Below are 26,314 nucleotides of genomic sequence, written 5' to 3' on the forward strand. Positions count from 1 at the left end.
CGCTCATGACGCAGCCAGTGATACAGTCGGACCGTGACGCCAACGGCGTTTACCTGCGGGTTTCGGGTGATTTGGTGACTCAATCCCTGGACACGGTCGAAAAGGCGTTTGAAGAGTTTAGCGCTGACAGAGACGAACTAACAGTCGATCTTTCGAAGGTCGGAGCACTGGATACCGGTGGCGCATGGCTGATTGCCGATGTTGCACGGCGCGCAAAGGCAAGTGGCGCGACCGTACATTATGAAGGGTTAAAGCCCGCCCATTCCGCTCTTTTAGACACCGTGGCGGAAAACATTCCCGACGACCCCGGTGTGGCAACTGAAAAGCGCAGTTTTACCGACTGGGTCGCAAGTGTCGGGGAACGCACCGCCCAGGCCGGAAAAGACATGCTATCCCTGCTGGGCTTCCTGGGTCTGACGCTGCATCGCCTTGTCCGTACAATTCTAATGCCGCGCCGTCTGCGCAAAGCGGCCTTGGTCTCGCAAATGGAAGAGACCGGACTCAAGGCCATCCCGATCGTTGCCCTTATGGGGTTCCTGATCGGCGTCGTACTGGCCTTTCAGGGCGCAACCCAGCTAAAGCAGTTCGGCGCCGAGATTTTCGTGGTCGAATTGATTTCGATCTCAGTTTTGCGTGAGCTCGGCATTTTGCTGACCGCAATCATCGTTGCGGGGCGTTCAGGATCGGCTTTTACCGCCTCGATTGGCTCGATGAAGGTTCAGGAAGAGATCGACGCAATGCGCACGTTGGGTTTGGACCCAATCGAGGTGTTGGTGATCCCGCGTGTTGTTGCCCTGTTGATCATGCTGCCGATCCTTGGTTTCATCGCCGACCTTGCCGCCCTTATCGGCGGCGGATTGATGAGTTGGATTGACCTGGGTGTTAGCCCGGGCATGTTCGTCACACGCCTGAAAGAGAACACCGGTATTTGGCAATTCGCCATTGGCATGATCAAGGCCCCCTTCTTTGCTTTGGTCATCGGCGTAATTGCTTGTTGGCAGGCCATGCAGGTCAAGGGGTCTGCCCAATCCGTCGGGCAACGAACCACGGCTTCGGTTGTGCAATCCATCTTTCTGGTGATCGCTTTGGATGCTTTGTTCTCGATCTTCTTTTCGGTGATGGAGGTCTGAGTTGGACGGTACGACGCTGGAACAAACTTCTAAATCCGACGCTCAACGCGAAGCGGTTATCCGCGTTCGCAATCTTACAAACCAGTTTGGGCCTCAAGTTGTACATCAGAATCTGAATCTGGATGTGTGGCGTGGTGAAGTTCTGGGGATCGTCGGCGGATCGGGAACTGGCAAATCGGTTCTGCTGCGCACGATTGTGGGCTTGAACAGACCCGCGGCGGGCAGCATCGAGGTGCTGGGTGTCGACGTATTGAATGGCCCAGAGCAGGAACGCCGCCGGATTGAGCGTCGCTGGGGCGTTGCCTTTCAGGATGGGGCATTGTTTTCCTCGCTAACGGTCTTGCAGAACGTGATGGCGCCACTGCGCGAACATACAGGGCTGAGCGAAAACCTGATGTGCGCGCTTGGTAACCTGAAGATCAGCCTTGTCGGTTTGCCGCAACTGAGTTGCGGGAAATTGCCTTCCGAATTGTCCGGCGGAATGCGCAAACGCGCCGCCCTTGCCCGCGCCTTGGCGTTGGACCCGGAAATTGTGTTTCTGGACGAGCCAACCGCGGGTCTCGACCCAATCGGCGCGGCTGCGTATGACGAGTTGATCGGCGAATTGCAGCATGCATTAGGCTTGACGGTCTTTATGGTCACGCATGACCTCGATAGTCTTTATGCCATTTGCGATAGGGTCGCAGTGCTCGCAGAAAAACGGGTTCTGGTTGAAGGTCCGATTGAAGAAATGACCAAAGTCGACCATCCTTGGGTTCAAGAGTATTTCACCGGCCCCCGGGCCCGCGCGGCGCAAGAGAAGGGTCAGGACAGGTAAAGGCTATGGAAACCCGGGCAAACTATATCCTGATCGGCGCGTTCACAATCGCGGGCATCCTTGGTGCCTTCGGGTTTTTCCTATGGCTCGCGAAATTCGAGGTGTCGCGCCAATACGCATATTACGACGTTCTGTTCGAAAACGTATCGGGCCTCTCCTCTGCGGGCGGCGTAAGCTTCAACGGCTTGCCCGTTGGTCAGGTGATTTCGTTGAACCTGGACGAGGACGATCCGTCAAAGGTGCGCGTTAAGCTTGAAGTAGATGCCGACATACCCGTCACCGAAGATACCATCGCGCAGCTACAATCTCTGGGCGTAACTGGCGTCAGTTATGTTGAGCTGACGGGTGGCAAAAGCAGCGACAAACCCTTGCCGGAAAACAGCGTAATCAAAAGCAAGCGCAGCGCGATTCAATCCTTGTTCGAAGGTGCCCCGAAAGTTCTGGATGAGGCGGTTACCCTGCTTGAGAGTCTGAATTCGGTCGTTGACGACAAGAACCGCCAATCCGTCAGCAAAATTTTGGACAACCTGGCTTCTGCATCCGGCAGGCTGGACAAAACGCTGACAGATTTCGAAAGCTTGTCCACCGACCTTGGCGGCGCTGCCAAGCAACTGGGCAACTTTACAACGCGGCTTGATAAATTGGCCGACACAGCCGAAACCACCCTGACGACAGGGACAGACACACTCAAAAGCGTAAAAACTGCATCCGAGTCCGCAACGGAAACACTGAACAGCGCCAAGACCACAATTGAATCGGCCGATCGCATAATACAGGACGACGTGAAACCCTTCATCGATCGCGCCTCGACATTGGCAGAACGCCTGACCGGCCTGTCCGACGAAGGCAGCGTTGCTTTGGCGACCGCGACCGAGACCTTTGTGAATGCAAACAAAACACTGGGGTCGATCACGGCAGCGATGGATACGGCAAACACCACATTGGCTTCTGCGGAACGCGCTTTTGACTCGGCCAATGAGGTCATCAACAAAGACGTCGGCGCAGTCATGGACGATATCCGCAATGCGGCCAATCAGGTCGCCTCGACGGTGTCTAATGTCACAAGCAAGCTGGACGAGATTTCGGCAGATATCCTCAATGCATCGCGATCGGCATCCGAGTTACTGGGGACCATCGACGGCATCGTCCAGGACAATCGGCGGCAATTGTCCGACTTCCTCCGCGTCGGCCTGCCCCAATTCACACGTTTCATAGAAGAGTCGCAACGACTGGTGATCAGCCTGGATCGGCTGGTGGACAAAGTCGAACGTGACCCAGCAAGGTTCTTACTGGGAACCCAAGCTTCGGAGTTTCGCCAATGATCAGGCTGTTTCTTTTGGTTCTGGCGTTGGTGTCGCTGGGCGCATGCACCGGGTTGGGTACGCTGAGGCAGGCCTCCAAGCCAAACGACCTGTATCTCTTGACGCCCAAAAGCACCTTTTCGTCTTCGTTACCGCGTGTGCAAAAACAAATCGTTGTACAGGAACCGACGGCTACGGCCGCGGTCAATACCGATCAGATCGCTGTTCAGCCAACCCCATTGCAGGTGCAATATCTACCGCGCGCCAGATGGGTCGACCGTGCACCGCTTATCGTACAGGCGCTGTTGGTCGAAAGCTATGAAAACAGCGGCAAGGTGGCCGCTGTTGGTCGCTCAACCGTGGGTCTGCGCGCAGATTATGTCATCGTTCCGGACCTGCGCGAATTTCAGGGGTTCGTCGTCAGCGATGTTGAGGGGACAAAAACCATTCGCGTCGAAGTGCGCATGAACATTAAGATCATTGATGAATTCGAAGACAAGATCATCGCGTCCAGTTCATTTCGGGAAGTTGTTGCCTCTGCTAGCGATGCGACGCCTGACCTTGTGAAAGCCTTTGACGATGCTTTGGGCAGGACCATGCGCGACGCCGTAGAGTGGAGCGTGCGCCGGATCAATACACATGCGGCCAACAACCAAAGATCGTATTGACGGGACACGGGCGCTGCCCAACGCAGCGCCCCATTGCCCGCTGTTACCTTGACAGTGTTTGTGCAAGCCGCATGAGCGTGGCAGCTTCGGCCCTGTACCCAAAGGGATCTTCGCCACGCGCCGCGTTCGCCAATCCGATCGCATCGTCGTAGGACCAGTTCCCCAGATACTCTGCACCGCGCAATAACTGCCCGAATCCGGCGACAGCATAGGAAAAGCGGACATCGTCTGTAGCCTCGCCCTGCAGCGCCGCAATGGGCTGTTCGATCAACTGACTTTGGTCAGATCCCGACATTTTGTAACGCAGCTTGAAAAACCCGATCTCATCCGAACCATCGCGCACCGCTTGGGCACCATAGCGCAACGGGTCGTTCAGGATGGCGTCTGAACCAACAGGCGTGACCTCGTAAATCGCCGTGACCGAATGGCCTGCTCCAATATCACCGGCGTCAACTTTGTCATTGGTGAAATCTTCTCGACGCAACGCGCGCGTCTCGTATCCGATCAGGCGATATTCGGCTATTTGTGACGGGTTGAACTCAACCTGGATTTTGACGTCGTTGGCAATTGGGAACAATGCGCCGGTCAACTGGTCTACCAGGACTTTTTGCGCCTCGCTCAGCGTGTCGATATACGCGGCCTGTCCGTTTCCGTTCTGGGCTAGTGCCTGCATCGTGGCATCATCCAGATTACCCCGGCCAAAACCCAAAACACTCAGAAACGTACCGCTGTCACGTTTATTTGCTATGAAGTCTTTCAGCGCATTAGGATCAGACAAGCCAACATTAAAGTCGCCATCCGTTGCCAGGATGACGCGCGTGACCTCGTCGTCGGCGCTCATGCTTTCGGCTACCTGATATGCCTGTTGCAACCCGGCCTGACCTGCGGTCGAACCGCCTGCCTCCAACTGGTCGAGCGCGCCGAGGATTTTGTCACGTTCCACGACCGCAGTGGGTTCCAGAACCTGCCCCGCGCTTCCGGCATAGGTCACGATCGAGACCTCGTCCTCATCTCGCAACTCTGACAGCATCAAACGGAACGATTGTTTTAACAGTGGTAGTTTGTTGGCATCATGCATCGATCCCGACGTATCGATCAGAAAGACCAGATTAAGCGGTGGTCGGTCCTCAATCTGCGGCAATGCTCCTTGGATACCGACATGCACAAGCTGAGTACCCTCATTCCAAGGCGTCGGTGTTACTGTGATCGTCGGCCGGAACGGCGCGTCCCCTTCTGGCGCGGGGTAGGAGTAAGGAAAATAATTTACCATCTCTTCGACACGGACGGCATCCTTGGGTGGAAGCTGACCGCGCATAAGAGAGGACCGGACGATCGAATACGAGGCCGTATCGACGTCAATTGAAAAGGTGGAAACAGGCTCTTCACTGGTGACTTTCAGAGGATTGGCTTCAGCGTTTGAAAACGCCTCGGTATCCGAGAGGGGCAGAATTCCCACCTCGCGTTCAACCATCATATGAGTAGCATCGCCCGAAGTGACGCCAAGTCGCGCAGTGTTTCCAGCAACCAAGCCCGAAACGCCTTGCTGAGGGGCGGCCGCTTTGGATCGCACGGGCGCGGCATACTCTTCAACAACGACCGGGGCCTCAACGACGGGTTCTTCCAATACGGCAGAATCTGCTTCGGGTGCGGGCGCAGGGCTTTCGCTGCGCGATAGGGGCTGCACAACGATGTCGCGGGATTGCGGCACGAACATAATCAGCGCAACAGCGGCAATTGCGGTTGTCGCGGTTAGGGCGCCGCGATGGGACAAAGCATTCAACATGGATTTCGCTCCTTCTGTCATGCGGGCCATTGGGCCTCGCTTAACAGTCGGACGCATCGCAGCATGCGATCCTTGGCTGTGTGCATAATTTTTCTGAGCCCGTTTTAAGTTTTGCGCCCGCCGTTCGGCATCTGGTGCCGGCGTCGCAGCATCCATCAAGGCTTTGAAGTCATCAAGATCATCGGTCATGGTGCCAATTCCTCTTGTCGCAGGGCGCGCAGACGTTTGCGAATGTCCGACATGCGCCAGGACACGGTGCCTTCGGACACGCCCAGAACTGCTGCAGCTTCGGCGTGTGTCATTTCATCCTCTAATGTCAGGGCCAGAGTATCTTGCAAATCGAGTGGCAGAGACCGCATGGCGCGCTGCAACCAATCCATTGCTTGGGCCGTCTCGGTCGCTTCTGCCCGTCGCAATTGCTCCACATCACCCCACCCTGCGGCAGCGCGACTGTGACTTGCTTGGCGACGCCGGGCGTCCTCGGCCGCGTTGACGACAACGCGATAAAGCCAGGTTGTGAACTTGGCCTGCGCCCGAAAACCCGCGATTTTGGTGGGCAACGCCGCACAGATATCCTGTGCCAGATCCTCGGCCTGATCAGCCCGTCCGGTCAGGCGAAAAGCCAGACGAAAGATCCGGTCATAGTGGCGCTGCAACAGGGTCGCAAACGCATCAGCGTCCCCGTCCGCAGCGGCCCTGGCCAAGTCCTCATCCGATGTTTTCATACGCATCACACTGAGTATGACGGATCGAAAACGTCAATCCTTGGCGATGTCGCCAAAAAAATTAAAAGTGGTCCGCCGAGGCGAGTTTCCAATCGGCCGCGTAGTCGGGCGGAATTGTGTCGGTCAACAAAACGCCTTCGTCAATAAGGGTATAGAGTTCGGCATAAGACCGTTCCCGCTCGTCTGCCGTACGACGGCGGATATCTACCGGGTGAAGGTCCGACACCTTGTCTTTGCCCATAGCGCCCAAAAGTTCGCGGAAGCTTTCCAATGTCGCATCGTGAAAGCGGTGTACGCGTTCGCGTTTTTGGGGAACATTGACCGCCCTGCCCCGTATCGGGTCCTGGGTGGCTACGCCTGATGGGCAGCGGTTCGTATTGCAATGCAGCGCCTGAATGCACCCCACGGCAAACATCATTGCGCGCGCTGCATTACACATGTCCGCCCCCAGCGCGAATTTTTCGACCATGTCGTAGCCGGTGGCTACCTTACCCGAACAGATGATCCGGATTTTGTCGCGCAAACCGACGCCACGCAGGCAGTTGTTGACGAAAATCAGCGCTTCGTTCAGCGGCATGCCCAAACGGTTGGTGAATTCGACCGGGGCAGCACCGGTACCGCCTTCGGCACCGTCAATCGTGATGAAGTCCGGCAGGATTCCTGTTTCCAGCATCGCCTTGCAAATCGCCATGAATTCGGACGGTCTGCCAATACACAGCTTGAACCCGATTGGTTTACCGCCAGACATTTCCCGCAGATGCTGTACAAAATGGATCAGACCGGTCGGGCCTTCGAAGGCAGAGTGGGTGGGCGGGGATATCACGTCCTGATGTTCGGGCACGCCACGGATTTCAGCGATCTCCTGATCCACCTTTGCGGCAGGTAACACCCCGCCATGCGATGGCTTGGCCCCCTGCGACAGCTTGATTTCAATCGCTTTGACAACGTCCTTTTTTGCCTTTTCGGCAAACAGGTCCTTGTCAAAACCACCCTCGGGCGTGCGGCAGCCGAAATAGCCTGTTCCGATCTGCCAAATGATGTCGCCACCCTCGGCCAGATGGTGCGGGGACAGGCCGCCCTCACCCGTGTTATGCGCAAATCCGCCGTCCTTGGCGCCGCCGTTCAGTGCCCGGATCGCATTGGCGCTGAGCGCCCCAAAGCTCATGGCGGAGACGTTCAGCCGCGACGCACTGTATGGCTGCGTGCATTGCGGGCCACCCAGCATGATCCGTTCTTCGCTTTCATCCACATGCTTGGGCGCAAGCGAGTGGTTAGCACGATGATATCCGACTGACAGGACGTCGTATTGCGTACCAAAGGCCTGCGTATCCACCTGTCCTTTGGCCCGCGAGTAGACAAGTGATCGTACGATCCTATTGAAAGGGCGGCCGCTTTCGTTGGTTTCCACAAAATACTGCCGGATTTCCGGGCTGACGAACTCCAGCATATACCGGAAATGCCCCAGGACCGGATAGTTGTTCAGCACGTTGTGTTTGGTCGTCAGCATGTCGTAAAGGCCGATCACGGCATATGGAATGAGCACCACCAGCAACCAATGGGCGGGCGGCCAGAAAAAACCCCACAACAGGGTCAGCGGCAGACACACATATGCAATGAAGTAATAGAGTCTGCGTACAATCATTCGTGCTCTCCCAGGGTCGCGTGCTTTCCGGCCTGCGGTAGCAGCCGAGGTGTTCGCCAAACGTGGGGCAAATCGCTGTTAGATTGCAAGCGATTGTGCCCGCCTTCACGCAAACGGGCGAAGATGTGAAATGTAGTCCGGAAATTGGTCACGGTTGATCCGGGCAACGCCAGCTATTATGCCCGAGGAAACGGGATAGGGGCAGGACGGCAGGCTGTGACACAGAAACGAACGCATGTTCGGACCACGGCATTGATGTTCGGAGCCGTGTTCATTGGCGGCGCAGTTGGGTCGCTACTGCGCGAGTTGTTCTCGGTGAATATACCGGGTGCCGGTTTTCTGACGCAGACCTTTGGCATCAATATCGTGGCCTGTTTCATACTGGGGTGGCTTTATTCGGTGCGAAACCGCGTCCATGCCCATGTTCTGCATCTTGGTGCTGTCGGCTTTTGTGGTGGCCTGTCGACCTTTTCCTCATTTGTTGCGGAATTGGAGCGGTTAGCCTTGTCCAACATCTGGATCGCAGCCTCAGCCGCCGCGTTGGAAATCGTCGCGGGACTGGCAGCAGCCATTCTGGGTGAGGCTATCGGAAGACGCTTTTCTCCACCAAGGGCGACCGAATGAGCGAATTGTTTCTGCACGCGATGTTCGGATTGGGCGGCGGTTTAGGGGCCGTTTTGCGCCACTGGATCGCACTGCGGATTGTTCATGACCTGCCGTTTTCGACCCTGATCGTAAACGTTCTGGGTAGCCTGCTGCTGGGTTTGTGGATCGGATACCTCGGAGGATCAAATGAGATGGGCGAAGAACAAAGACGCCTGGTCTTTGGCTTTTGTGGCGGCTTCACGACTTTTTCCAGTTTTGCCTATCAGTCGCTGGAACTCAGACGCGAACGGACCGTTGCGCTGGCGGCGGGCAATATATTGCTCAGCCTGGGTCTTTGCTGGGCGGCATTGGCATTTGGCTTGTTCGTAATGCGTTAATGTGCAGGCACCGACGTCTGCGTTCCAGGTTTAGGTGCTTTGCAAAAGAACAGCAGCGGAATGGTCGCCAAGGCCAAAAGCCCCAGATTGTTGAAGACGGTTAGATATGAAATCAGTTCAGCCTGCTGCGCGATCTCCTGCCCCAGAATGGCGGCCCCCTGCGCACTGTCCGGTGTCAGGTTCAGTGGCGCAAGATAGGCATGTGCGGCGGGGTTATAAGGCGTCACGTTTTGGCTGAGAACTGCCGTGTTTGTTTGAAGGCCCCGAACGACCCAAGTTCCGACCAAGGAAATTCCGACTGATGATCCAAGCTGACGGGTCACATTGAACAGGCCAGATGCCTCGTCCTGCCGCGACTTGGAGATGCTTTCAAACGCCAATATCGACATCGGCACAAACACCAGCCCCATTCCCAGACCGCTTACCGCCCCTGGCCAGGCAAGCTCCCAAAATCCAGCATCCATGTTGAGCGCCCCCATCATGAAATTGCTGACAGCCGTCAAAAGCATACCCAGCCCGGCCAGAACACGCGGATCGAAACGCGTAACCAGAACAGCGCCGGTCAGGACCATCGACAGCCCGGCGGCGACCCCTCGCGGGATAAAAAGATGGCCCGATGTGATGACTGGATAGTCCAGCAAGTTCTGAACGAAAGTCGGCAGGATCGCGATACCTCCGAACAGGGAAATGGCAAATCCGGCGATAACCAGATTGCACAGCGCGAAATTGCGATCCGCGAAAAACCGCAAATCCACAACCGGCTTTTCCGTGGTCAGCACATGGATGATAAACCCAACCGCGCCCAAAACCGACGCGATGAGGGCAACCTGAATGACCCGTGATGACAGCCAGTCCTTGGTCTCTCCCTGATCCAGAACAAATTGCAGGCAGCCTATGCCAATGGCCAGAAGAGCAAGGCCTTTCCAATCGATGCGAACCTCTTCGGTTTCGTCATCCGGCAACTCTCCGGCCAACAAAAGCAACGCCATCGCGGCTACCGGCAGGTTCACGAAAAACACCATTCGCCAAGAGAAATACTCGGTCAGGATCGCCCCAACTGTGGGCCCCAACACCGGTGCTACGACGACTCCCAAACCGAAGACCGCCATCGCCTGCCCACGTTTTTCACGGGGATAGGCGTCGAATAGAATGGATTGGGACAACGGGATCAGAAACGCCCCGAACATGCCTTGGGCCAGGCGAAAGGCGACGATGGTCTCAAGGCTCCAGGACAGGCCACACATGACCGACATCGTCGCGAACCCGGTCACAGCGGTCAGGATCAGACGTCGACGGCCGACACGGCGGGCGACAAAGCCCGTCAGTGGCATGACCACAACGGCCGACACAATATAACTGGTCAGTATCCACGTGGCCTGATCGGTTGTTGCGCCGAACGCCGCCTGAATATGGGGCAGCGCGACATTGACGATTGTACTGTCGAGCACCTCAAGAATAGCGCTGAGGACAACAGCAACCACAATCACCGGATTGATGTGGCCTGCTGCCGGGGATGTCATTTTTGGGCCTGCGGTGTGGTATCCACGGTCACCTTGCTACTGCCACCCACCCGCAATGGGGCATCCGTAGGATCAAGTTCAACCCGCACCGGAAAGCGCCGCGTGACCTTGACCCAATTCCCGCTGGCGTTCTCGGATGGCAACAGCGAGAACGTATCCCCCGACCCCCGTCCGATTGACGCAACTTTGCCCGTCAGGGTGACGCCCGGCATCATGTCGATCTTTACCGTGACCTGCTGACCCGGACGAATGCGCGGCAGTGATGTCTCTTTGAAATTGGCGTCCACCCACCAATCAGACGACTCAACGATCGAAAACTGCGGCGCGTTAGCTGAAACCGACGATCCGGGCCTGAGAGTCAAGTTGGCGATCCACCCATCTGCCGATGCGAAAATCTTGGTCCAATTCTGATTGGCCTGCGCAATTTCCACTTGGGCTTGCGATGACAGAATATCATCCTGTTTTGCCGCTAGACCGCTTTGCAAGGCCAATAGAGCGGATTGGCTTGTGGTAAGCTGCGCCGCGGCGCGCGCAAATTCCGAACTGGTCTGATCCAGTGACGCCTGCGCCAGATCACCATCTGAAAACAGCGCCTTAGCACGTTCCAGGTTGCTCTGAGCCGTATTGTAGGCCGACTGCGTGCTGTTGACCACCGCTTGTGCAGCCGCGATCTGTGTACTGTAAGACTGCGCCTGCTGAACCGCGCTGTCGAGGTTGGCCTTGGCCTGATCGACCGAAGCTTTGAATTGCGTATCGTCGATCGTAAACAGCAAGTCCCCGGTTTTGACCGGCTGGTTCTCAATCACAAGCACTTCGGCAACCTGACCGGTGATTTGTGGTGCCACGTATATGATGTTCGCCCCCACATAGGCGTCATCGGTCGAAGGGTATCGTTCCTGATGGCGCCAGTACAACAGCAGCCCGACGGCAATTGCGCCCAAGATGACCACCGCGCCAACGACCTTAAGAGATTTCATGAACCAGCCCCCTTCATTTGGCTTGGCCGAACGTCACATTGGAAACGTGTGCATCCGAACCGCCAGATTACCCATGATCCAAACAGTTCCAAGAATGATGATCAGCAGCACCATCGTGGAAAACAGGATAAGGTCCAGATCTTCGCGGCTGCTGCGACGTCGGTCGATGTGCAGGAAATAAACCAGCTGTACGATCAGCTGAGCCAACCCAAGCAGACTGATTGCAAGGTAAACGCCCTTTGTCTCAATGCCGTAACGATAAGCGATTCCGAAAACTGCAAAGGTCAACAAAAGCGACCCACCATAGCCGATCACATAACGGCGGCGCTCGCGGCGATGCATTTCGCTACGTTTATCCATAAGTCAGCCCTCCGAAATAAACGATCGTGATGATGCCGATCCAGATGAGGTCCAGAAAGTGCCAGAACAACGCCAGCCGCACCACGCGTGACATCAGGAGATCGGTCAGGCCAAAGACCCTTAGCTGAATGCCCAGCACGATCAGCCAAATGCACCCTGCTGTAACGTGCAGGCCGTGAAGGGGTACCAAGCCATAAAACGCGGACAGAAAACCGCTACGCTGAGGGATACCGCCCTTTTCCGCCATCGCCATGAAATCGCGGATCTCCAGAACCAGAAAACTGAGACCAAGAACCAGAGTCACGAAGAACCAGAATATGATCCGCCACCGCGGAAGATTGTATTTGAGCGCAAGCATCGCCAGACCCACGGTAAGGCTGCTGGTCAAAAGGATCAGCGTCTGCGCAAAGATGCTTTTAAGGTCGAACAGCTCGTGCGGCCCGGGTCCGCCTGCCTGTGCGTCGATCATCGTGATGTAGATCGCGAACATCAGCCCGAAATAGACCAGATCGCTCATCAAAAAGACCCAGAACCCGAAGGTGACGACTTCGCTTGCCTTGTCGGCACTTGCGTGCCGCCGTCCAAGGTTCAGGCCGGGATAGCTGTGGGTGGGCGCGCGTTTCATGTCACGGCCTCCAGATCAGGGCGGGCTAATCCGCGATTTTCCGGGGCAGTTTCGTGATCACGGTTAACGGGCGTAGAATTGTGAACCAGATCCAACCAGGCTTCGTGCTGCTTACGCACGTCGTCTGCCGGAATGACCCGCTCTGTTTCGGCCTTGAACGTCCATGCGATAAAGGTCGCGAGCATAAAGATTGTCATCAGCGCCGCCAGCCACCAGATCCACCAGACCAGCGCAAACATCCAAACCCCGCTGAGTACGCAGAGACTGAACCCAATTCCAGTGTTCAGCGGAACCGAGATATCCTCATAGGCATCAGGCAACGGGTACGCGCTGCCGCGCTCTTTCGCGGCAGCGAAATCGTCGCGATCGGTCACATGGGGGATGATGGCAAAATTGTAGGAAGGCGGCGGGGCCGGAATAGACCATTCCAACGTATGCGCATCCCACGGATCACCGACCGGAACGCGTGCCTTTTCCCGATCACGGATACTAACCCACAGTTGCACGATCACCGACAGCAAAGCCGCCAATATGATCAGCGCGCCGACGACGGCGACGATCATGTACGGGTGGAAGCTCGGGTCCTCCCAGCTGAATGACCTGCGTGGCATTCCCATCAGGCCGACGAAATACAGCGGCAGGAATGTCAGTATGAACCCGACGGTCCACAACGCAACCGAGACGCGGCCCCAGAATTCGTTCAGGCGGAACCCGAATGCTTTGGGGAACCAATAGTTGTATCCGGCAAGCAGTCCGAACAGCACGCCTGGCAACAGGACGTTATGGAAGTGGGCGACCAGGAACAGTGTGTTGTGAACCTGATAGTCCACTGTTGGGTTTGCGAGGATCACACCGGAAAGCCCGCCGATGACAAACAACATCAAGAAAGACAACCCATAGAGCATTGGCACCGAAAACCGGATTCGCCCGCGGAACAAGGTAGCCATCCAGTCATAGACCTTCACCCCTGTCGGGATAGCAATTAGCATTGTAGCGATGCCAAACACGGCGTTGATCAGCGCGCTTTGACCCATGGTGAAGAAATGGTGCAGCCAGACAGTGAATGACAACACCGCAATCGACATGGTGGCGATTACCAGCGAGTTGTAGCCGTACAGGCGCTTGGCCGAGAAGGTTGCGAAGACCTCAGAGTAGATACCGTAGGCCGGCAGAACCAGCAAATAGACTTCGGGATGACCAAACAGCCAGAACATATTGGCATAGTTCATCATGTTGCCGCCAAGGTCGTTGGTGAAAAAATGAAAGTCCAGATACCGGTCCGCTGCAAGCATCAGTGCGGCAACGCCCAGAGGCGGCATGGCAAAGACGATCAGGATTGAGCTGCAGATGATTGTCCAGCAATACATCGGCAGCCGCATGAATTTCATGCCCGGCGCGCGCAGCTTATAGATCGTGACTGCAAAATTGATGCCCGTAAGTGTGGTTCCGACACCAGAGACGACGATCGCCCAGATCCAGTAGTCAGGGCCAACACCGGGATTGAACGCCGCACCAGTGTACGGCGGGTATGCTGTCCAGCCGCCAGTCGAAAACTCGCCCACCACAAGCGAGACCATCAGCATCATCCCGGCTGAGACGGTCAGCCCAAGGCTGATTTGGTTCATCACGGGGAAAGCCACATCGCGAGCGCCGATCATCAGCGGTATCAGGAAATTCGCAAGACCGAACACAAATGGTACGGCGACGAAGAAGATCATGATGGTCCCGTGAGTACTGAAGAGCTCGGCAAAATGCTCGGCCTCTAGAAACCCGTCGCCCGGCCCTGCCGCCTGCTGCGCACGCATTACCACGCCTTCCAACACACCGCGCGCCAGCATGACGATTGCAAAGACGATGTACATGATGCCGATCTTCTTGTGATCCGAACTGGTCAGCCAATCGCGCCACAATGGTCCCCAAAGACGAAACCACGTTAATGATCCGACGACGACGATGACACCGACGATCACTATCGCAGCGGCCGTGTTGGCGACAATCTCATTTGTGTTGGGATCCTGAATAAGCCCTGTGATCGGAAACGCGTCCCAATCCAGGCGGCCGAAGAAGCCAGAACCATTGGTGGTCATTGCTGCGCCTCCCGTCCGAATTCTACCGTCCCTGGCTGCTGGTCGGCGGTCAGAGCATTGTTGCCGTGATACCGATGCACAATTGAATGAAACAGGTTGCTGTCCTCCAGCGTGAAATACAACGCGTTATCTGGCATTTGCGCGGTTCCCAACGCGGCCTGCACCTCGTCCCGGTCCGTCCGCATGGCTAAAATGCGATAGGTCTCGTCATTCAGCGCAATGCCGTTGCTGCGGACCTTGTCGGCCCATTCGTTGAATTCCTCAGCGGACATGGCGACGGTTTGGAACTTCTGTTTGGTGAACCCGCGCCCGTTATATTGGGTGTTCTCGCCCTGCATTGTTGCAGCCACATCCGACACGACATGCAGTTCTGTCGTCATACCGGGCATTGCATAAATCTGGCCAGCCAAAGCAGGGATCATGAAGGACTGCATCACAGTGTCGGTCGTCAGTGTCATTGCGACCTGCTGTTTGACGGGAATGCCAAGCTCTCCGACGCTGGCGATGCCTAGGTCAGGGTAGATGAACAGCCATTTCCAATCCAATCCGACGACCTGAACGTTCAGCGCAGGCATTTCGCCAAAGCGATCCGAATATGGGTCCAATCGGTGGGTCGACGCGTACAGATAGAAAGACAGCAGCGCGACAATCAGGACCGGCACGCCCCACATAACGAACTCCAACGGACCGGAGAAATCCCACTTGGGCCGGTATGTGGCTCCGCCTTCTTTGCGGCGGCGATACCGAAAAGCAATCAGCGGCACCAGAACAAGAACCGGAATAACCGCCAATAGGATCAGGACAGTTGCCCGGAAAAGGTGCACTTTTTGGACAGCGGCAATCGGACCTTGTGGGTCCATGAAACTGTCACTTGCACCGGCAGCTTGCGCCGTAGCAGAGAGAGCCGCAGCGACAATCACAACTTGCATCGCCTTTGGTGACATTCGGAATAGGGCCACGCCTGATTGTCCTCCTAAAGCAAGCTCTCGCGCCAACTATCGGCAGACAAATGAAATTTCTCAAGGCTTTTTCCCAAATAGGTCGGTGCTCTGCTACCGACCCGGATCAACGGTGGGGATGGGCGCAGACAAAACCTCAGGAAAACCGCTGTTGACTTGCGGCTTTGACCAAGCCAGACCTTAAGCGATGCGATGGATCATGTTCGTCCTGGGTCTTTGGTGCCTGTCCACAAGCGCAACCGCACAAGATCGTGCTGCGGTTGAAAGACAATTCCAGTCTTGGCTGCAAGACACCATCTGGCCGAAGGCCAGGGCCAAGGGTGTTTCCAGGCGCACGATGCAGCAGGCCTTTGACGGTGTGACGCTGAACTGGAAATTGCCCGATCTGGTGCCGCCGGGGCAACCGATCAAAACCCCGAAACGGCAAAAACAGGCTGAATTTGGCTCTCCGAGTCGCTACTTCAAGGCGGGTTCCGTACAGGGTGCGACATCAGTCGGGCGGCAAATGGCCCGGCGACACGCCGCAACCTTGTCGCGCGTCGAGGCCGAAACAGGCGTGCCCGCCCGCATCATTCTGGCCATATGGGGTCGTGAGAGCGGCTATGGGCAAGTTCCCATTCGGCACAACACGTTCCAGGTGTTGGGCACCAAAGGGTTCATGAGTACCCGCGCTGACTATTTTACCAAAGAGCTGATCGCGGCACTGCAAATCGCCGAGGCGGGCGATGCACCACCGGGCACAATGAAAAGCAGTTGGGCGGGCGCTTTGGGTCAACCGCAATTCATGCCCTCCAATTTCCTGACCTATGCGGCCGACGGGAACGCGGACGGGAAGGCCGACATTTGGACCTCAGCCGAAGATACAATTGCTTCTATCGGGAATTATCTGGCGCAGCATAGTTGGAGGACCGGGCGAGATTGGGGGTTCGAGGTCATAGTTCCTGACACCATATCCTGCGCACTGGAAGGCCCTGACCAAGGCAGACCCATTCGGGACTGGGCCGAAATGGGAATTACCCGTGTGTCAGGCAAGCCGTTTCCAAGACATGAAATGGCCGGAGAGGGGTATTTGATGATGCCCGCGGGGCGGAACGGCCCTGCCTTTGTCGTCACACCAAACTTCTATGTCCTCAAGGAATACAACAAAAGCGATCTTTATGCCTTGTTCGTTGGACACGTCGGAGACCGCATTCAATATGGCGTTGGCGATTTCACAGGACGCTGGGGCAAGGTGGGAAATTTGTACCGGTCTGACATAGCGTCCATGCAACGCACACTGGAACAACAAGGACACGACGTGGGCGGGGCAGATGGCCTACCGGGTTTTAAAACCCGCCGCTCGATCGGGCGTTGGCAAGAATCGATCGGCCAGACTCCGACCTGCTTTCCTGATGCGGGAATGAAGGCCAGCCTGAAACAGTAGCGATTCGCCCTGTTCCAGAGCCCCCTCAGCTGTTTGACCCGACGGAAACAACCAAACGAAAATCGGCACCCTTCACGAAAATGTCACGAAGCCTCCGAGTTTCAACATAAAATTTCCACTGCACCCCCGTTTCCATTCACATTCCACCTCTGGTTGCCCAATTTTAAGGCAAAGGCTTTAACCTTTTTTGAAATAATGCCACGTTCGACATCAGTGAAAGGCGACTTTTGCAAACACGTTCCCGACTGCAAACCGAAAGACTGCGACGCGGTGTTCATTGCGATCTGAAAAAGCAAAATTCGAACCAGTCCCGGTCTCTTTCTGGGTCGGACAAACATGGTGGCCCTCAGCCATCCTGAAGGGATGCGCGTGGGTTGCTGAAAAAAAAACGGGAGTTGAAAAACATGAACAAGTATATTCGTACATCTCTTGCGGGGCTATTGACCTCGACCATGATAACCGGTGCTGCATTTGCCGCCGGAACCCATCCGACTACCGGCGAAGCGTTGGCGGATGACCAGACCTTTACCTATCGTATTCTGGACGAACACAGCTCGGTCGATCCTCAAGTTGTTGAGGATGTTTCCGGCGCCGAGATCGTGCGTGACCTGTTCGAAGGCCTGATGAACCAGGACGAAGACGGCAATCTGGTCCCCGGTGTTGCCACCGGTTACACCACCAACGACTCCAAAGACGTTTACACCTTTTCCCTGCGCGACGATGCGAAGTGGTCGAATGGTGATCCGGTAACCGCCAGCGATTTTGTTTTCGCCTGGAAACGTGCCGTCGATCCCGCCCTGTCCTCGCCCTATGCATGGTTCATGGAACTGATGTCGATCGAGAACGCATCTGAAATCATCGCAGGTGACAAGTCGGTTGACGACTTGGGCGTTAAAGCCATCGACGACCACACGCTTGAAGTGACGCTCAGCGCACCGCTGCCGTACTTCCCGCAAATGACCACGCATTCGACCACTTTCCCTGCCCCGCAGAAAGTTATCGAAGAGTTTGGCGACGCCTGGACCAAGCCTGAAAACATCGTATCGAACGGTGCATACGTCCTGACCGAGCATCTGCCGCAGGAACGTTCGGTTCGTGAGCGGAACGAAAACTACTGGGATAACGACAACACGATCATCGAAAAAGTCGTGGCACTGGTCATCAACGACGAAAACGTCGCGCTGACCCGTTACCTGGCAGGTGAGCTGGACCGCACAGAAGTTCCCGCAGGTCAGTTCCCACGCTTGCAAAAAGAGCACCCGGAAGAAGCAATCAGCTTCCCGCGCCTGTGTAACTATTATTACACGTTCAACCTGTCCGATGGTGGCCCCGAAGCCTTCAAGGACCCGAACGTCCGTCAGGCGCTGTCCCTGGCAGTTGATCGTAAGATCATCACTGAGAACATAATGGCAGGTGGGCAGCCGCAGGCTTATACCTTTGCCCCGGCAGCAACCGCTGGCTTTGACGTTCCAGACGTAGAAATGGCGTCCATGTCGCAGGCCGAGCGCGACGAACTGGCCAAGGAACTGCTAGCCGCAGCTGGTTATGGTCCCGACAACCCACTGAGCTTTGAGATGGTTTACAACACCTCGGAAGCGCACAAAAAAGTTGCCGTGGCCCTGAGCCAGATGTGGAAGCAAAAGCTGGGCGTCAATGCCGAGCTGGCCAACATGGAATGGAAGATCTTCCTGGAAGAGCGTGGCAACCAGAACTTCGATATGGCACGCGGAGCATGGTGTGGCGACTATAACGAAGCCTCGACCTTCCTCGATCTGCTACAGTCGGATTCCGGTTATAACGACGGCAAGTACAACAACGCCCGCGTTGATGAACTGCTGTCCGAAGCCAAAACCTCTGACGATGCCGCACCTCTGTACACCGAGGTCGAGCGTATCATCGCGCAAGAGACGCCCGTTATCCCGATCTATCACTATGCTGGCGTCTACATGATGGACAGCGATGTCGGTAACTGGCCGGTCAAAAACGTAGAGCAGAACTGGTATTCCAAGAACCTCTACAAAACCGCCGAATAATCTTCCTTAGACCAAGCTTTGCCCCGGAGTTCTTTCCGGGGCAAAGCCAATAATGGGGGCATGAAATGCTTGCCTATATCGTCCGGCGATTGCTGATCGCCGTCCCAACGATCCTTTTGCTGATCGTTGCAAGTTTCTTTCTGATGCACTTCGCGCCAGGTGGGCCCTTCACCTCGGAACGGCCTCTGCCGCCCGCGGTCCTGGCCAATATCGAGGCGCGGTACGGATTGGACCAGCCGCTGTGGAAACAGCTTTGGGATTATCTGTACAACATCGTCGTGCATTTTGATTTCGGCCCGTCCTTCAAATTCAAGGACAGGGACGTGAACGACATCATCGCGCAGGGTTTCCCGATCTCGCTGACCTACGGTTCGCTGTCCTTCCTGGTGGCAACAACCGTCGGAGTCGCGCTTGGGATTGCCGCTGCGATCAAGCACAACAGCTGGATCGACTACTTCGCTGTTGGTCTGGGCATCGCGGCACAGGCGCTGCCGAACTTCATCATGGGCCCGATTCTGATCCTGACCTTCACTCTGTGGCTCGGATGGCTGCCGGGCGGCGGCTGGAATGGCGGCCAGTGGCCGTATCTGATCATGCCGGTTATCGCGCTTGCCACCTCGTATATGGGATCCATTGCGCGGATCACGCGATCATCGATGCTGGAAGTTCTGAACTCGAACTTCATCCGCACGGCCCGCGCCAAGGGTTTGCCAACCAGAACCGTGATCTGGCGCCATGCGCTGAAACCAACCTTGCTGCCCGTCGTGTCTTATCTGGGTCCGGTTTTCGTCTACGTACTGACGGGTTCGGTCTTTGTGGACATCTATTTTTCGACCGGTGGACTGGGGCAGGCCTATGTGGGGTCCGCGCTATCGCGTGATTACGCGGTGCTGTTGGGTGTCACGATCCTATATGGCGTCCTGACCGTACTCGTAAACCTGCTGACCGACCTGGCCTATGCCTGGTTCGATCCGAAAATCCGTTACTGAGGGGCTGGCAATGCTTGGTAAATCACAAAAAGCCGCCCACTTGGCCGAAGACATCACAGATTACACGGTCATTCAGGGGCGATCACTTTGGCAGGACGCACGGATGCGTTTTGTTCGCAACAAGGCGGCCATGGCTAGCCTGTTCATTCTGGTAATGATCGTGTTGTTCACAATCATTGGTCCTTACTTTGCCGTATGGAGCAACGAGGAAATCGACTGGAATGTCATGGGCGATGTTCGCGGCATGGGAATGCCGTCCGCAGAGACCGGACATTTCTTCGGTGTCGACGATCTGGGTCGTGATCTGTACAGCCGTGTCATTCAGGCGACGACAACGTCATTGCTTGTGGGTCTGATCGGTGCCGCGACGGCCCTGATCGTTGGGACCTGCTACGGTATTGCCGCGGGCTATATCGGAGGCCGCACTGATGGCGTGATGATGCGCTTCGTCGATATCTTGCTGGCCATTCCGGCGACGCTGGTCATCATCCTGTTGCTGGTTGTCGCGGGTCGGTCGTTCGTCATGCTGTTTATCGCACTTGGCGCGGTTGGTTGGCTGACGATGGCACGGATTGTTCGAGGCCAGACCCTGACCCTAAAAAATCGCGAGTTCATTGAGGCCGCACGCGCAGCTGGGGTTAGCGAGTTCACCATCATGTATCGCCATATCCTGCCCAACCTTCTGGGCGTGGTGATTGTTTATGCCTCGCTGCTGGTACCAGAAATGATCCTGACGGAAAGCTTCATCTCTTTCCTCGGTCTCGGGATTTCTGAACCCTACACGTCGCTGGGTCGATTGATCGCCGAAGGGGCCGGGACGATGGGCTATGGCACCTTGTGGCAACTGTTGTTCCCGCTGACATTCTACGTCGCAATCATCATCACCATGTTCTTCATTGGTGATGGCCTGCGTGACGCTCTGGACCCGAAGGATCGCTGATATGAGCCTGTTTTCCGTAAAAGACCTGGGCGTCCAGTTCAACACCGCCGATGGCGTGGTCGAGGCCGTCAAAGGCATCAGTTTTGACATCAATCCAGGCGAATGCCTGGGCATCGTGGGCGAAAGTGGGTCCGGCAAAAGCCAGACATTCATGGCCGCGATGGGCCTGTTGCCACCTGCCGGGCAGGCAACCGGTTCCGCCATGCTGAACGGTCAGGAAATTCTGAACCTGCCGGTCAACAAGCTGAACCAGATCCGTGGCGACGATGTCGGCATGATCTTCCAGGATCCGCTGACCGCCCTGACCCCACACCTGCGGATTGGCCAACAAATGCGCGAAGTTCTGCAGGTTCACGAAGGGCTGCAAGGTTCGGCTGCTCGGGCGCGATGCCTGGAATGGCTGGACCGTGTACGCATCCCCGAGGCCAAACGGCGCCTGGACCAGTATCCCCACGAACTGTCAGGCGGTATGCGCCAGCGCGTGATGATCGCAATGTCCATGCTGTGTAACCCGAAGCTGTTGATTGCGGATGAACCCACAACCGCGCTGGATGTGACCGTTCAGGCAGACATTTTGGACCTGATGGTACGCCTGCAAAAGGACGAAGGCACGGCGATTGCCCTGATCACACATGACATGGGCGTCGTCGCGCGTATGTGCGACCGCGTTCAGGTCATGCGTCTGGGTCAATTCGTCGAAGCCGGTGAGACGCGCGAAATCTTCCGTGCACCCAAGCATGAGTACACACGAACATTGCTGGAAGCGATGCCCCGTATTGATGCCGGCGACGCGCCCAAGGCTCTTGATAAAGTTGATGACCCTTTGCTGAAAGTCGACGATGTCAAAGTGCACTTTCCAATCCATGTCTCGGGCGGATTGTTCGGGCACAAAGTCCCGCTGAAAGCCGTTGATGGAGTTAGTTTTGACATCCGCAAGGGTGAAACATTGGGCGTTGTAGGCGAATCGGGTTGCGGCAAGTCAACGCTGGCGCGGGCTGTTCTGCAGTTGATCGAACCCAGCGCGGGTAATGTCAGCTGGCTGGGCCATCCTATTGTCGGGTTGAAACGGCGCGAACTGAACAAGTACCGCAAGGACTTGCAGATCGTGTTTCAGGACCCTCTGGCCAGCCTCGATCCGCGGATGACCATCTCGGCCTCAATTGCGGAACCGCTGAAGACCTATCGCCCTGACCTGACCGAGCGGGAACGCAAGAAGCTGGTCGCCGAAATGATGGAGCGGGTTGGCCTGAAAGCCAACATGATCAACCGCTATCCGCACGAGCTTTCGGGCGGTCAGAACCAGCGCGTCGGCATTGCGCGGGCGATGATCAACAAACCCAAGCTGATCATCTGTGACGAAGCCGTGTCGGCATTGGACGTGTCAATTCAGGCGCAGATCGTGGAACTATTGCGCGAGTTGCAGCAGGAATTTGGTCTGTCGATGATCTTCATCAGTCATGACCTTTCCGTGGTACGCGCTGTGTCGAACCGGATCATGGTCTTATATCTGGGCCGGATCGTGGAGTTGGGTGACGGAGAAGTGATCTGCTCCGATCCGATCCACCCATACACGAAATCGCTGATCTCGGCCGTGCCAATTCCGGACCCGGACGTAGAGCGCAGTCGCACACGCCTGAAATTGCCCGGCGAACTGCCCTCACCGATGGATCCGAAAGCCGCGTTGCGTTTCCTGCCCAGTCGTTTGGCGGCTGGTGAGAATGACTATGTTCCGCAACTTAGCGAAGTAAAGCCCAATCATTTTGTGGCCGAGCACGACTCGCTCGAAGCGATCATGGCAAAGGCATAACTTTCCTGCCCCGAAGCAAGTCCTTGCATTCGGGGCAGGTTCTTCCTGGCAATATCAAGGACGCCACATTGTTTCCTTTTTGAAGCCAATACATGCCGATAAGCGCGCTTTATACTAATTTAGCGCCGCAACCGAGGCTATGATTTGGCCGCCTTGAACAAGGCATTTTGACTTCCCAATTCAACGGTGGCACGATTTCTCCAACTTGGCTGGCATTGCCTATTTGCGTTGATTGTTCTAGCCGCGCGCACTATGAGGTGGCGTCAACAAAACGCATTCATTCGGACAAAACTATTTGCTGAGAGGTAGCATGGCACGTAAGGTCACAAAGGCGATTTTTCCGGTTGCGGGTCTTGGTACTCGCTTTCTGCCCGCGACAAAATCGGTACCTAAGGAAATCATGACCCTGGTCGATCGCCCGCTGGTTCAATACGCAATCGACGAAGCCCGTGCGGCCGGGATTACCGAATTCATTTTTGTAACGTCCCGCGGAAAGTCGGCGCTAGAGGACTATTTTGACCACAACCAAATCCTTGAACAAACGCTTAAGGAAAAGGGCAAAGACGACCTGTTGGAAACGCTACATGCGACCAACATGGAAAGCGGGGCAATCGCCTATATCCGGCAACACAAGGCTTTGGGTTTAGGTCACGCCGTATGGTGCGCACGCCGCCTGATCGGAGACGAACCATTCGCGGTAATGCTGCCCGACGACGTCATCGCGGGGGAAAAGCCCTGCTTGCAGCAGATGATAGAAGCCTATGAAGAAACCGGCGGCAATATGGTTGCCACCATGGAAGTTCCAGCAGAAAAGACAAGCTCTTACGGCGTTCTGGATGTAGGCGATAACATCGGGACAGTTGTCCGCGCGCGCGGCATGGTCGAGAAACCGAAACCCGAGGAAGCACCGTCCAATCTGGCGGTTATCGGCCGTTACATTCTGCGTTCATCGGTGCTGTACAACCTCAACCAGAATAAGCAGGGCAGTGGCGGCGAGATTCAACTGACGGACGCAATCGCCGAAGACATCAGAAACGGTGTCCCGGTCTTCGGGTACAAATTCGATGGGCAGCGGTTTGACTGCGGGTCCAAAGCGGGTTTCCTGCAGGCGACCGTCGCCTTTGCGCTGGCGCGCGATGACCTTCGAGAGGATTTGCAGAAATACCTGCACGACGTTGTCGCCACGGGTCAGGCAGCTCAGTAACCAGGGATGACGGCCTCGAAGACGAGGTAAACGGTATCGTTTAAAGGGCAAACTGCGGGCATTGCAGTTTGCCTTTTTCTTTCGGTGTGGATGAAAGGCCCAGGGGGCGATTGGACAGCCCTTCACTCAGCCAGAATATTGGCACGACATTAACCGAGCGTTCTTACCGGTCAGGTGGGATTCATGTGAGGCACGGCAGTCTGGCGCGCAACGCAATTGTCGATCCGACAACCAACGGAGAATGCCCTTTGTCCCAAAATTCGCCCAAATTGAACCTGCCATTCCTGCAACCTTCGCAAGCGCAAAAGCACATCACACATAACGAAGCCCTGAGACGCCTTGATCTGATCGTCCAGCTGAGTGTTGCGTCTACTAATGCCTCAACCCCGCCCGCAGTTCCGGCACAGGGTGAGCTTTATGCCCTTGGATCGACACCCATCGGCGATTGGTCGGATCATGCCGGAGACCTTGCAGCCTGGTTGGACAATGGCTGGCATTTTATAACCCCCAAATCCGGCTGGCGCGCGTGGGACCAAGAGAATAACCGTCTGACAATTTGGGACGGGTCAGCATGGATCGAACCCCCGACTACAACGCAGAACCTGCCAGGCATCGGAATCGCCACCGGGTACGACACGACCAACCGTCTGTCGGTGCGCGCTCCGGCAACCTTGCTAAGCCACGAGGGTGCCGGGCATCAACTGAAGATCAACAAGGCAAATGCCGATGAGACCGCATCCCTGTTGTTTCAATCCAATTGGACCGGGCATGCCGAAATGGGTCTGTCCGGCAGCACGGGCTTTTCCATCAAGGTCTCGCCGGATGGGAACAATTGGTTTGAGGCGTTGAGCTTTGATCCAGCGTCCGGGGTGGCCTCTGGCACGGCCGTGCAAAACAGCGCAGAGGACACAACAGCGGGCCGCCTGATGCGGGCTGACTATGGGTATGGGCCCGGAAATCTCTTGGGGGCGGTCATGCAAAGTGGCGGAACCCCGACCGGCGCTGTGATTGAGCGAGGAGCCACACCAAGTGGTGATTTCGTCCGGTTTGCTGATGGCACCCAGATTTGCACCGCTACACTGGATGCAACGACCTGCTCAAACACCGCAGGTGCACTGTTCGCAAGCTCGTCGGAAGCATGGGATTTTCCAGTTGCCTTCGCGGCCGGCACGAACCCGGCACTCAGCGGCAGCGGGGGCGCGATCAGCAGGTTCATGGGTTTTGATGAACCGTCCGAAACTCAGGTCGTGTACAAAGTTCTTTCGTCTGCTTCTGACGCGACGGTTTTACCACCAACGGCGATAGCTATTGGCCGCTGGTTCTGATCCGCCAGACTGCCCGGGTCTTTGTCCGGGCGGTCACTTCGCGCGAAGTTCTGCCTCGGCTTGCTTCAGAAACCAGGTATAGGTTTCGCGAATCCCGTCTTCGATCCCGATAGTCGCGCGCCATCCCATGTCGGCCAGCCGGGAAACATCCATCAGCTTCCGCATAGTACCGTCCGGCTTGCTGACGTCTTGCGTAATCCGCCCGGTGAACCCGGTGATCTTTGCCACCATCGCCGCCAGTTCCGCGATCGAGATATCTTCGCCACATCCCACGTTGATATGGCTCAGCATGGGTTGGGTATTTGCCTCATACGCAGCACGGGGCAGGTCCACTACGAACAAAGACGCCTCAGCCATGTCGTCAACATGCAGAAACTCGCGCCGGGGCTTACCTGTGCCCCAGATGACAACTTCGTCCAGCCCATCCCGCTGTGCCTCGTGAAATCGGCGGATCAGGGCGGGCAGAACGTGGCTGTTTTCAGGGTGAAAATTGTCACCAGGTCCGTACAGGTTTGTCGGCATCACGGAACGATAGTCCACGTCGTGCTGCCGATTGTAGCTTTCACACAGCTTGATACCGGCAATCTTTGCCACGGCGTAAGGTTCGTTTGTCGGCTCTAGCACACCGGTCAGCAGGGCATCTTCGCGCATTGGCTGCGGCACTGCTCGCGGATAGATGCAGGAACTGCCCAATTGCAGCAGGTTTTTGACTCCCGCAGCAAACGCCTGATGTATCACGTTACACTCAATCATCAGGTTTTTGTAAATGAAATCCGCTGGGTAGGTGTTGTTGGCGTGGATACCGCCGACTTTGGCCGCTGCAAGAATGACAACGTCCGGCCGCTCGGCCTGCATGAAATCGGCGACAGCGGCCTGATTGGTTAGATCAAGTTCCGCATGAGTCCGTGTCACAAGCTCCAGTGACTCACCTGATTCTTGGCGGTCTTGCAAGCGACGCAGGATTGCGCCTCCGACCATGCCGCGATGCCCGGCGACGTAAATCTTGCGCATGCCCC

At 56.2% G+C, this 26,314-nt stretch carries 23 protein-coding genes; 13 read left to right on the top strand and 10 right to left on the bottom strand.

Features of this window, described 5'->3' with window-relative positions; all coding sequences use genetic code 11:
• The first annotated feature begins 5 nt into the window (after positions 1-5).
• The 4 genes from AC2FFH_RS19105 to AC2FFH_RS19120 are packed head-to-tail and all read left to right on the top strand — an operon-like array spanning position 6 to position 3,916.
• Positions 6-1,130, top strand: coding sequence for an ABC transporter permease (locus tag AC2FFH_RS19105; protein ID WP_496725046.1), 1,125 nt, complete (start codon positions 6-8; stop codon positions 1,128-1,130).
• A 1-nt stretch (position 1,131) separates the two neighbouring features.
• Positions 1,132-1,947: an ABC transporter ATP-binding protein gene (locus tag AC2FFH_RS19110; RefSeq protein ID WP_472725066.1), complete on the top strand. Its 816-nt coding sequence runs from the start codon at positions 1,132-1,134 to the stop codon at positions 1,945-1,947.
• A 5-nt stretch (positions 1,948-1,952) separates the two neighbouring features.
• Positions 1,953-3,269 carry an MlaD family protein gene (locus AC2FFH_RS19115; RefSeq protein WP_496769283.1) on the top strand — a complete coding sequence of 439 codons (1,317 nt, stop codon included), beginning with the start codon at positions 1,953-1,955 and terminating at the stop codon, positions 3,267-3,269.
• Positions 3,266-3,916 carry an ABC-type transport auxiliary lipoprotein family protein gene (locus AC2FFH_RS19120; protein WP_496740334.1) on the top strand — a complete coding sequence of 217 codons (651 nt, stop codon included), beginning with the start codon at positions 3,266-3,268 and terminating at the stop codon, positions 3,914-3,916. The genes AC2FFH_RS19115 and AC2FFH_RS19120 overlap by 4 nt, the downstream gene beginning before the upstream one ends.
• A 43-nt stretch (positions 3,917-3,959) precedes the next feature.
• On the opposite strand, the gene AC2FFH_RS19125 is transcribed toward AC2FFH_RS19120, so the two are convergent.
• From AC2FFH_RS19125 to AC2FFH_RS19135, 3 genes are all read right to left on the bottom strand, one after another.
• Entirely contained in the window at positions 3,960-5,888 is a 1,929-nt protein-coding gene (locus AC2FFH_RS19125) for a vWA domain-containing protein (RefSeq protein WP_496845097.1), read from the bottom strand.
• Positions 5,885-6,424 carry an RNA polymerase sigma factor gene (locus tag AC2FFH_RS19130; protein WP_496845144.1) on the bottom strand — a complete coding sequence of 180 codons (540 nt, stop codon included), beginning with the start codon at positions 6,422-6,424 and terminating at the stop codon, positions 5,885-5,887. The genes AC2FFH_RS19125 and AC2FFH_RS19130 overlap by 4 nt, the downstream gene beginning before the upstream one ends.
• Positions 6,425-6,485: 61 nt before the next feature.
• Complete coding sequence (locus AC2FFH_RS19135; RefSeq protein ID WP_496845098.1) at positions 6,486-8,066, bottom strand: FMN-binding glutamate synthase family protein; 1,581 nt, start codon at positions 8,064-8,066, stop codon at positions 6,486-6,488.
• 216 nt (positions 8,067-8,282) lie between these two features.
• Here AC2FFH_RS19135 and AC2FFH_RS19140 point away from each other — a divergent pair, with 216 nt between their 5' ends.
• Together AC2FFH_RS19140 and AC2FFH_RS19145 are read left to right on the top strand one after the other, a co-directional pair.
• Positions 8,283-8,690 (top strand): fluoride efflux transporter FluC, encoded by a 408-nt coding sequence (locus AC2FFH_RS19140; RefSeq protein ID WP_496769275.1) that lies wholly within the window; start codon positions 8,283-8,285, stop codon positions 8,688-8,690.
• Entirely contained in the window at positions 8,687-9,049 is a 363-nt protein-coding gene (locus AC2FFH_RS19145; protein ID WP_496769273.1) for a fluoride efflux transporter FluC, read from the top strand. The genes AC2FFH_RS19140 and AC2FFH_RS19145 overlap by 4 nt, the downstream gene beginning before the upstream one ends.
• On the opposite strand, the gene AC2FFH_RS19150 is transcribed toward AC2FFH_RS19145, so the two are convergent.
• The 6 genes from AC2FFH_RS19150 to AC2FFH_RS19175 are packed head-to-tail and all read right to left on the bottom strand — an operon-like array spanning position 9,046 to position 15,577.
• Positions 9,046-10,569 (bottom strand): DHA2 family efflux MFS transporter permease subunit, encoded by a 1,524-nt coding sequence (locus tag AC2FFH_RS19150; RefSeq protein WP_496845099.1) that lies wholly within the window; start codon positions 10,567-10,569, stop codon positions 9,046-9,048. The genes AC2FFH_RS19145 and AC2FFH_RS19150 overlap by 4 nt on opposite strands.
• Positions 10,566-11,546 (bottom strand): HlyD family secretion protein, encoded by a 981-nt coding sequence (locus tag AC2FFH_RS19155; RefSeq protein ID WP_496845100.1) that lies wholly within the window; start codon positions 11,544-11,546, stop codon positions 10,566-10,568. The genes AC2FFH_RS19150 and AC2FFH_RS19155 overlap by 4 nt, the downstream gene beginning before the upstream one ends.
• A 33-nt stretch (positions 11,547-11,579) precedes the next feature.
• Complete coding sequence (locus tag AC2FFH_RS19160) at positions 11,580-11,906, bottom strand: cytochrome o ubiquinol oxidase subunit IV (protein WP_113790775.1); 327 nt, start codon at positions 11,904-11,906, stop codon at positions 11,580-11,582.
• Complete coding sequence (locus AC2FFH_RS19165) at positions 11,899-12,531, bottom strand: cytochrome c oxidase subunit 3 (RefSeq protein ID WP_282152113.1); 633 nt, start codon at positions 12,529-12,531, stop codon at positions 11,899-11,901. The genes AC2FFH_RS19160 and AC2FFH_RS19165 overlap by 8 nt, the downstream gene beginning before the upstream one ends.
• Entirely contained in the window at positions 12,528-14,618 is a 2,091-nt protein-coding gene (locus AC2FFH_RS19170) for a cbb3-type cytochrome c oxidase subunit I (protein WP_496845101.1), read from the bottom strand. Before AC2FFH_RS19170 ends, AC2FFH_RS19165 begins: the two co-directional genes overlap by 4 nt.
• Positions 14,615-15,577, bottom strand: coding sequence for a ubiquinol oxidase subunit II (locus tag AC2FFH_RS19175; protein ID WP_496769265.1), 963 nt, complete (start codon positions 15,575-15,577; stop codon positions 14,615-14,617). The genes AC2FFH_RS19170 and AC2FFH_RS19175 overlap by 4 nt, the downstream gene beginning before the upstream one ends.
• Positions 15,578-15,776: 199 nt before the next feature.
• Here AC2FFH_RS19175 and AC2FFH_RS19180 point away from each other — a divergent pair, with 199 nt between their 5' ends.
• The 7 genes from AC2FFH_RS19180 (at position 15,777) to AC2FFH_RS19210 (ending at position 25,298) form a co-directional block, all read left to right on the top strand.
• The gene (locus tag AC2FFH_RS19180) at positions 15,777-17,000 is read left to right on the top strand and encodes a lytic murein transglycosylase (protein ID WP_496845102.1); all 1,224 of its coding nucleotides are present in this window, start codon (positions 15,777-15,779) and stop codon (positions 16,998-17,000) included.
• 404 nt (positions 17,001-17,404) lie between these two features.
• Complete coding sequence (locus AC2FFH_RS19185; protein ID WP_496706595.1) at positions 17,405-19,033, top strand: peptide ABC transporter substrate-binding protein; 1,629 nt, start codon at positions 17,405-17,407, stop codon at positions 19,031-19,033.
• Positions 19,034-19,098: 65 nt separating this feature from the next.
• The gene (gene oppB / locus AC2FFH_RS19190) at positions 19,099-20,022 is read left to right on the top strand and encodes an oligopeptide ABC transporter permease OppB (protein WP_058277210.1); all 924 of its coding nucleotides are present in this window, start codon (positions 19,099-19,101) and stop codon (positions 20,020-20,022) included.
• A 10-nt stretch (positions 20,023-20,032) separates the two neighbouring features.
• The gene (locus AC2FFH_RS19195; RefSeq protein WP_496706597.1) at positions 20,033-20,962 is read left to right on the top strand and encodes an ABC transporter permease subunit; all 930 of its coding nucleotides are present in this window, start codon (positions 20,033-20,035) and stop codon (positions 20,960-20,962) included.
• Between the two features lies 1 nt (position 20,963).
• The gene (locus AC2FFH_RS19200) at positions 20,964-22,769 is read left to right on the top strand and encodes an ABC transporter ATP-binding protein (protein ID WP_496845103.1); all 1,806 of its coding nucleotides are present in this window, start codon (positions 20,964-20,966) and stop codon (positions 22,767-22,769) included.
• 310 nt (positions 22,770-23,079) lie between these two features.
• The gene (gene galU, locus AC2FFH_RS19205) at positions 23,080-23,973 is read left to right on the top strand and encodes a UTP--glucose-1-phosphate uridylyltransferase GalU (protein WP_496845104.1); all 894 of its coding nucleotides are present in this window, start codon (positions 23,080-23,082) and stop codon (positions 23,971-23,973) included.
• A gap of 248 nt (positions 23,974-24,221) precedes the next feature.
• A complete protein-coding gene (locus AC2FFH_RS19210) occupies positions 24,222-25,298 on the top strand; it encodes a DUF2793 domain-containing protein (protein WP_496769256.1) in 1,077 nt (358 codons plus the stop codon).
• A 33-nt stretch (positions 25,299-25,331) separates the two neighbouring features.
• Here the strand turns inward: AC2FFH_RS19210 and fcl are convergent, their stop codons facing one another.
• Positions 25,332-26,309 (bottom strand): GDP-L-fucose synthase, encoded by a 978-nt coding sequence (fcl, locus tag AC2FFH_RS19215; protein WP_496769254.1) that lies wholly within the window; start codon positions 26,307-26,309, stop codon positions 25,332-25,334.
• Between the last annotated feature and the right edge of the window lie 5 nt (positions 26,310-26,314).

The sequence above is a fragment of the Ruegeria sp. YTSC003 genome, from assembly GCF_059609785.1.

Excerpts from the sequence above, each read along its gene's own strand:
- AC2FFH_RS19160 (WP_113790775.1), bottom strand. The coding sequence starts at position 11,906 with ATGGATAAACGTAGCGAAATGCATCGCCGCGAGCGCCGCCGTTATGTG.
- fcl (WP_496769254.1), bottom strand. The coding sequence starts at position 26,309 with ATGCGCAAGATTTACGTCGCCGGGCATCGCGGCATGGTCGGAGGCGCA.
- AC2FFH_RS19105 (WP_496725046.1), top strand. The coding sequence starts at position 6 with ATGACGCAGCCAGTGATACAGTCGGACCGTGACGCCAACGGCGTTTAC.
- AC2FFH_RS19145 (WP_496769273.1), top strand. The coding sequence starts at position 8,687 with ATGAGCGAATTGTTTCTGCACGCGATGTTCGGATTGGGCGGCGGTTTA.
- AC2FFH_RS19130 (WP_496845144.1), bottom strand. The coding sequence starts at position 6,424 with ATGAAAACATCGGATGAGGACTTGGCCAGGGCCGCTGCGGACGGGGAC.
- AC2FFH_RS19185 (WP_496706595.1), top strand. The coding sequence starts at position 17,405 with ATGAACAAGTATATTCGTACATCTCTTGCGGGGCTATTGACCTCGACC.
- AC2FFH_RS19170 (WP_496845101.1), bottom strand. The coding sequence starts at position 14,618 with ATGACCACCAATGGTTCTGGCTTCTTCGGCCGCCTGGATTGGGACGCG.
- AC2FFH_RS19150 (WP_496845099.1), bottom strand. The coding sequence starts at position 10,569 with ATGACATCCCCGGCAGCAGGCCACATCAATCCGGTGATTGTGGTTGCT.
- AC2FFH_RS19125 (WP_496845097.1), bottom strand. The coding sequence starts at position 5,888 with ATGACCGATGATCTTGATGACTTCAAAGCCTTGATGGATGCTGCGACG.
- AC2FFH_RS19135 (WP_496845098.1), bottom strand. The coding sequence starts at position 8,066 with ATGATTGTACGCAGACTCTATTACTTCATTGCATATGTGTGTCTGCCG.
- AC2FFH_RS19195 (WP_496706597.1), top strand. The coding sequence starts at position 20,033 with ATGCTTGGTAAATCACAAAAAGCCGCCCACTTGGCCGAAGACATCACA.
- AC2FFH_RS19200 (WP_496845103.1), top strand. The coding sequence starts at position 20,964 with ATGAGCCTGTTTTCCGTAAAAGACCTGGGCGTCCAGTTCAACACCGCC.
- AC2FFH_RS19155 (WP_496845100.1), bottom strand. The coding sequence starts at position 11,546 with ATGAAATCTCTTAAGGTCGTTGGCGCGGTGGTCATCTTGGGCGCAATT.
- galU (WP_496845104.1), top strand. The coding sequence starts at position 23,080 with ATGGCACGTAAGGTCACAAAGGCGATTTTTCCGGTTGCGGGTCTTGGT.
- AC2FFH_RS19165 (WP_282152113.1), bottom strand. The coding sequence starts at position 12,531 with ATGAAACGCGCGCCCACCCACAGCTATCCCGGCCTGAACCTTGGACGG.
- AC2FFH_RS19115 (WP_496769283.1), top strand. The coding sequence starts at position 1,953 with ATGGAAACCCGGGCAAACTATATCCTGATCGGCGCGTTCACAATCGCG.
- AC2FFH_RS19180 (WP_496845102.1), top strand. The coding sequence starts at position 15,777 with ATGTTCGTCCTGGGTCTTTGGTGCCTGTCCACAAGCGCAACCGCACAA.
- oppB (WP_058277210.1), top strand. The coding sequence starts at position 19,099 with ATGCTTGCCTATATCGTCCGGCGATTGCTGATCGCCGTCCCAACGATC.
- AC2FFH_RS19120 (WP_496740334.1), top strand. The coding sequence starts at position 3,266 with ATGATCAGGCTGTTTCTTTTGGTTCTGGCGTTGGTGTCGCTGGGCGCA.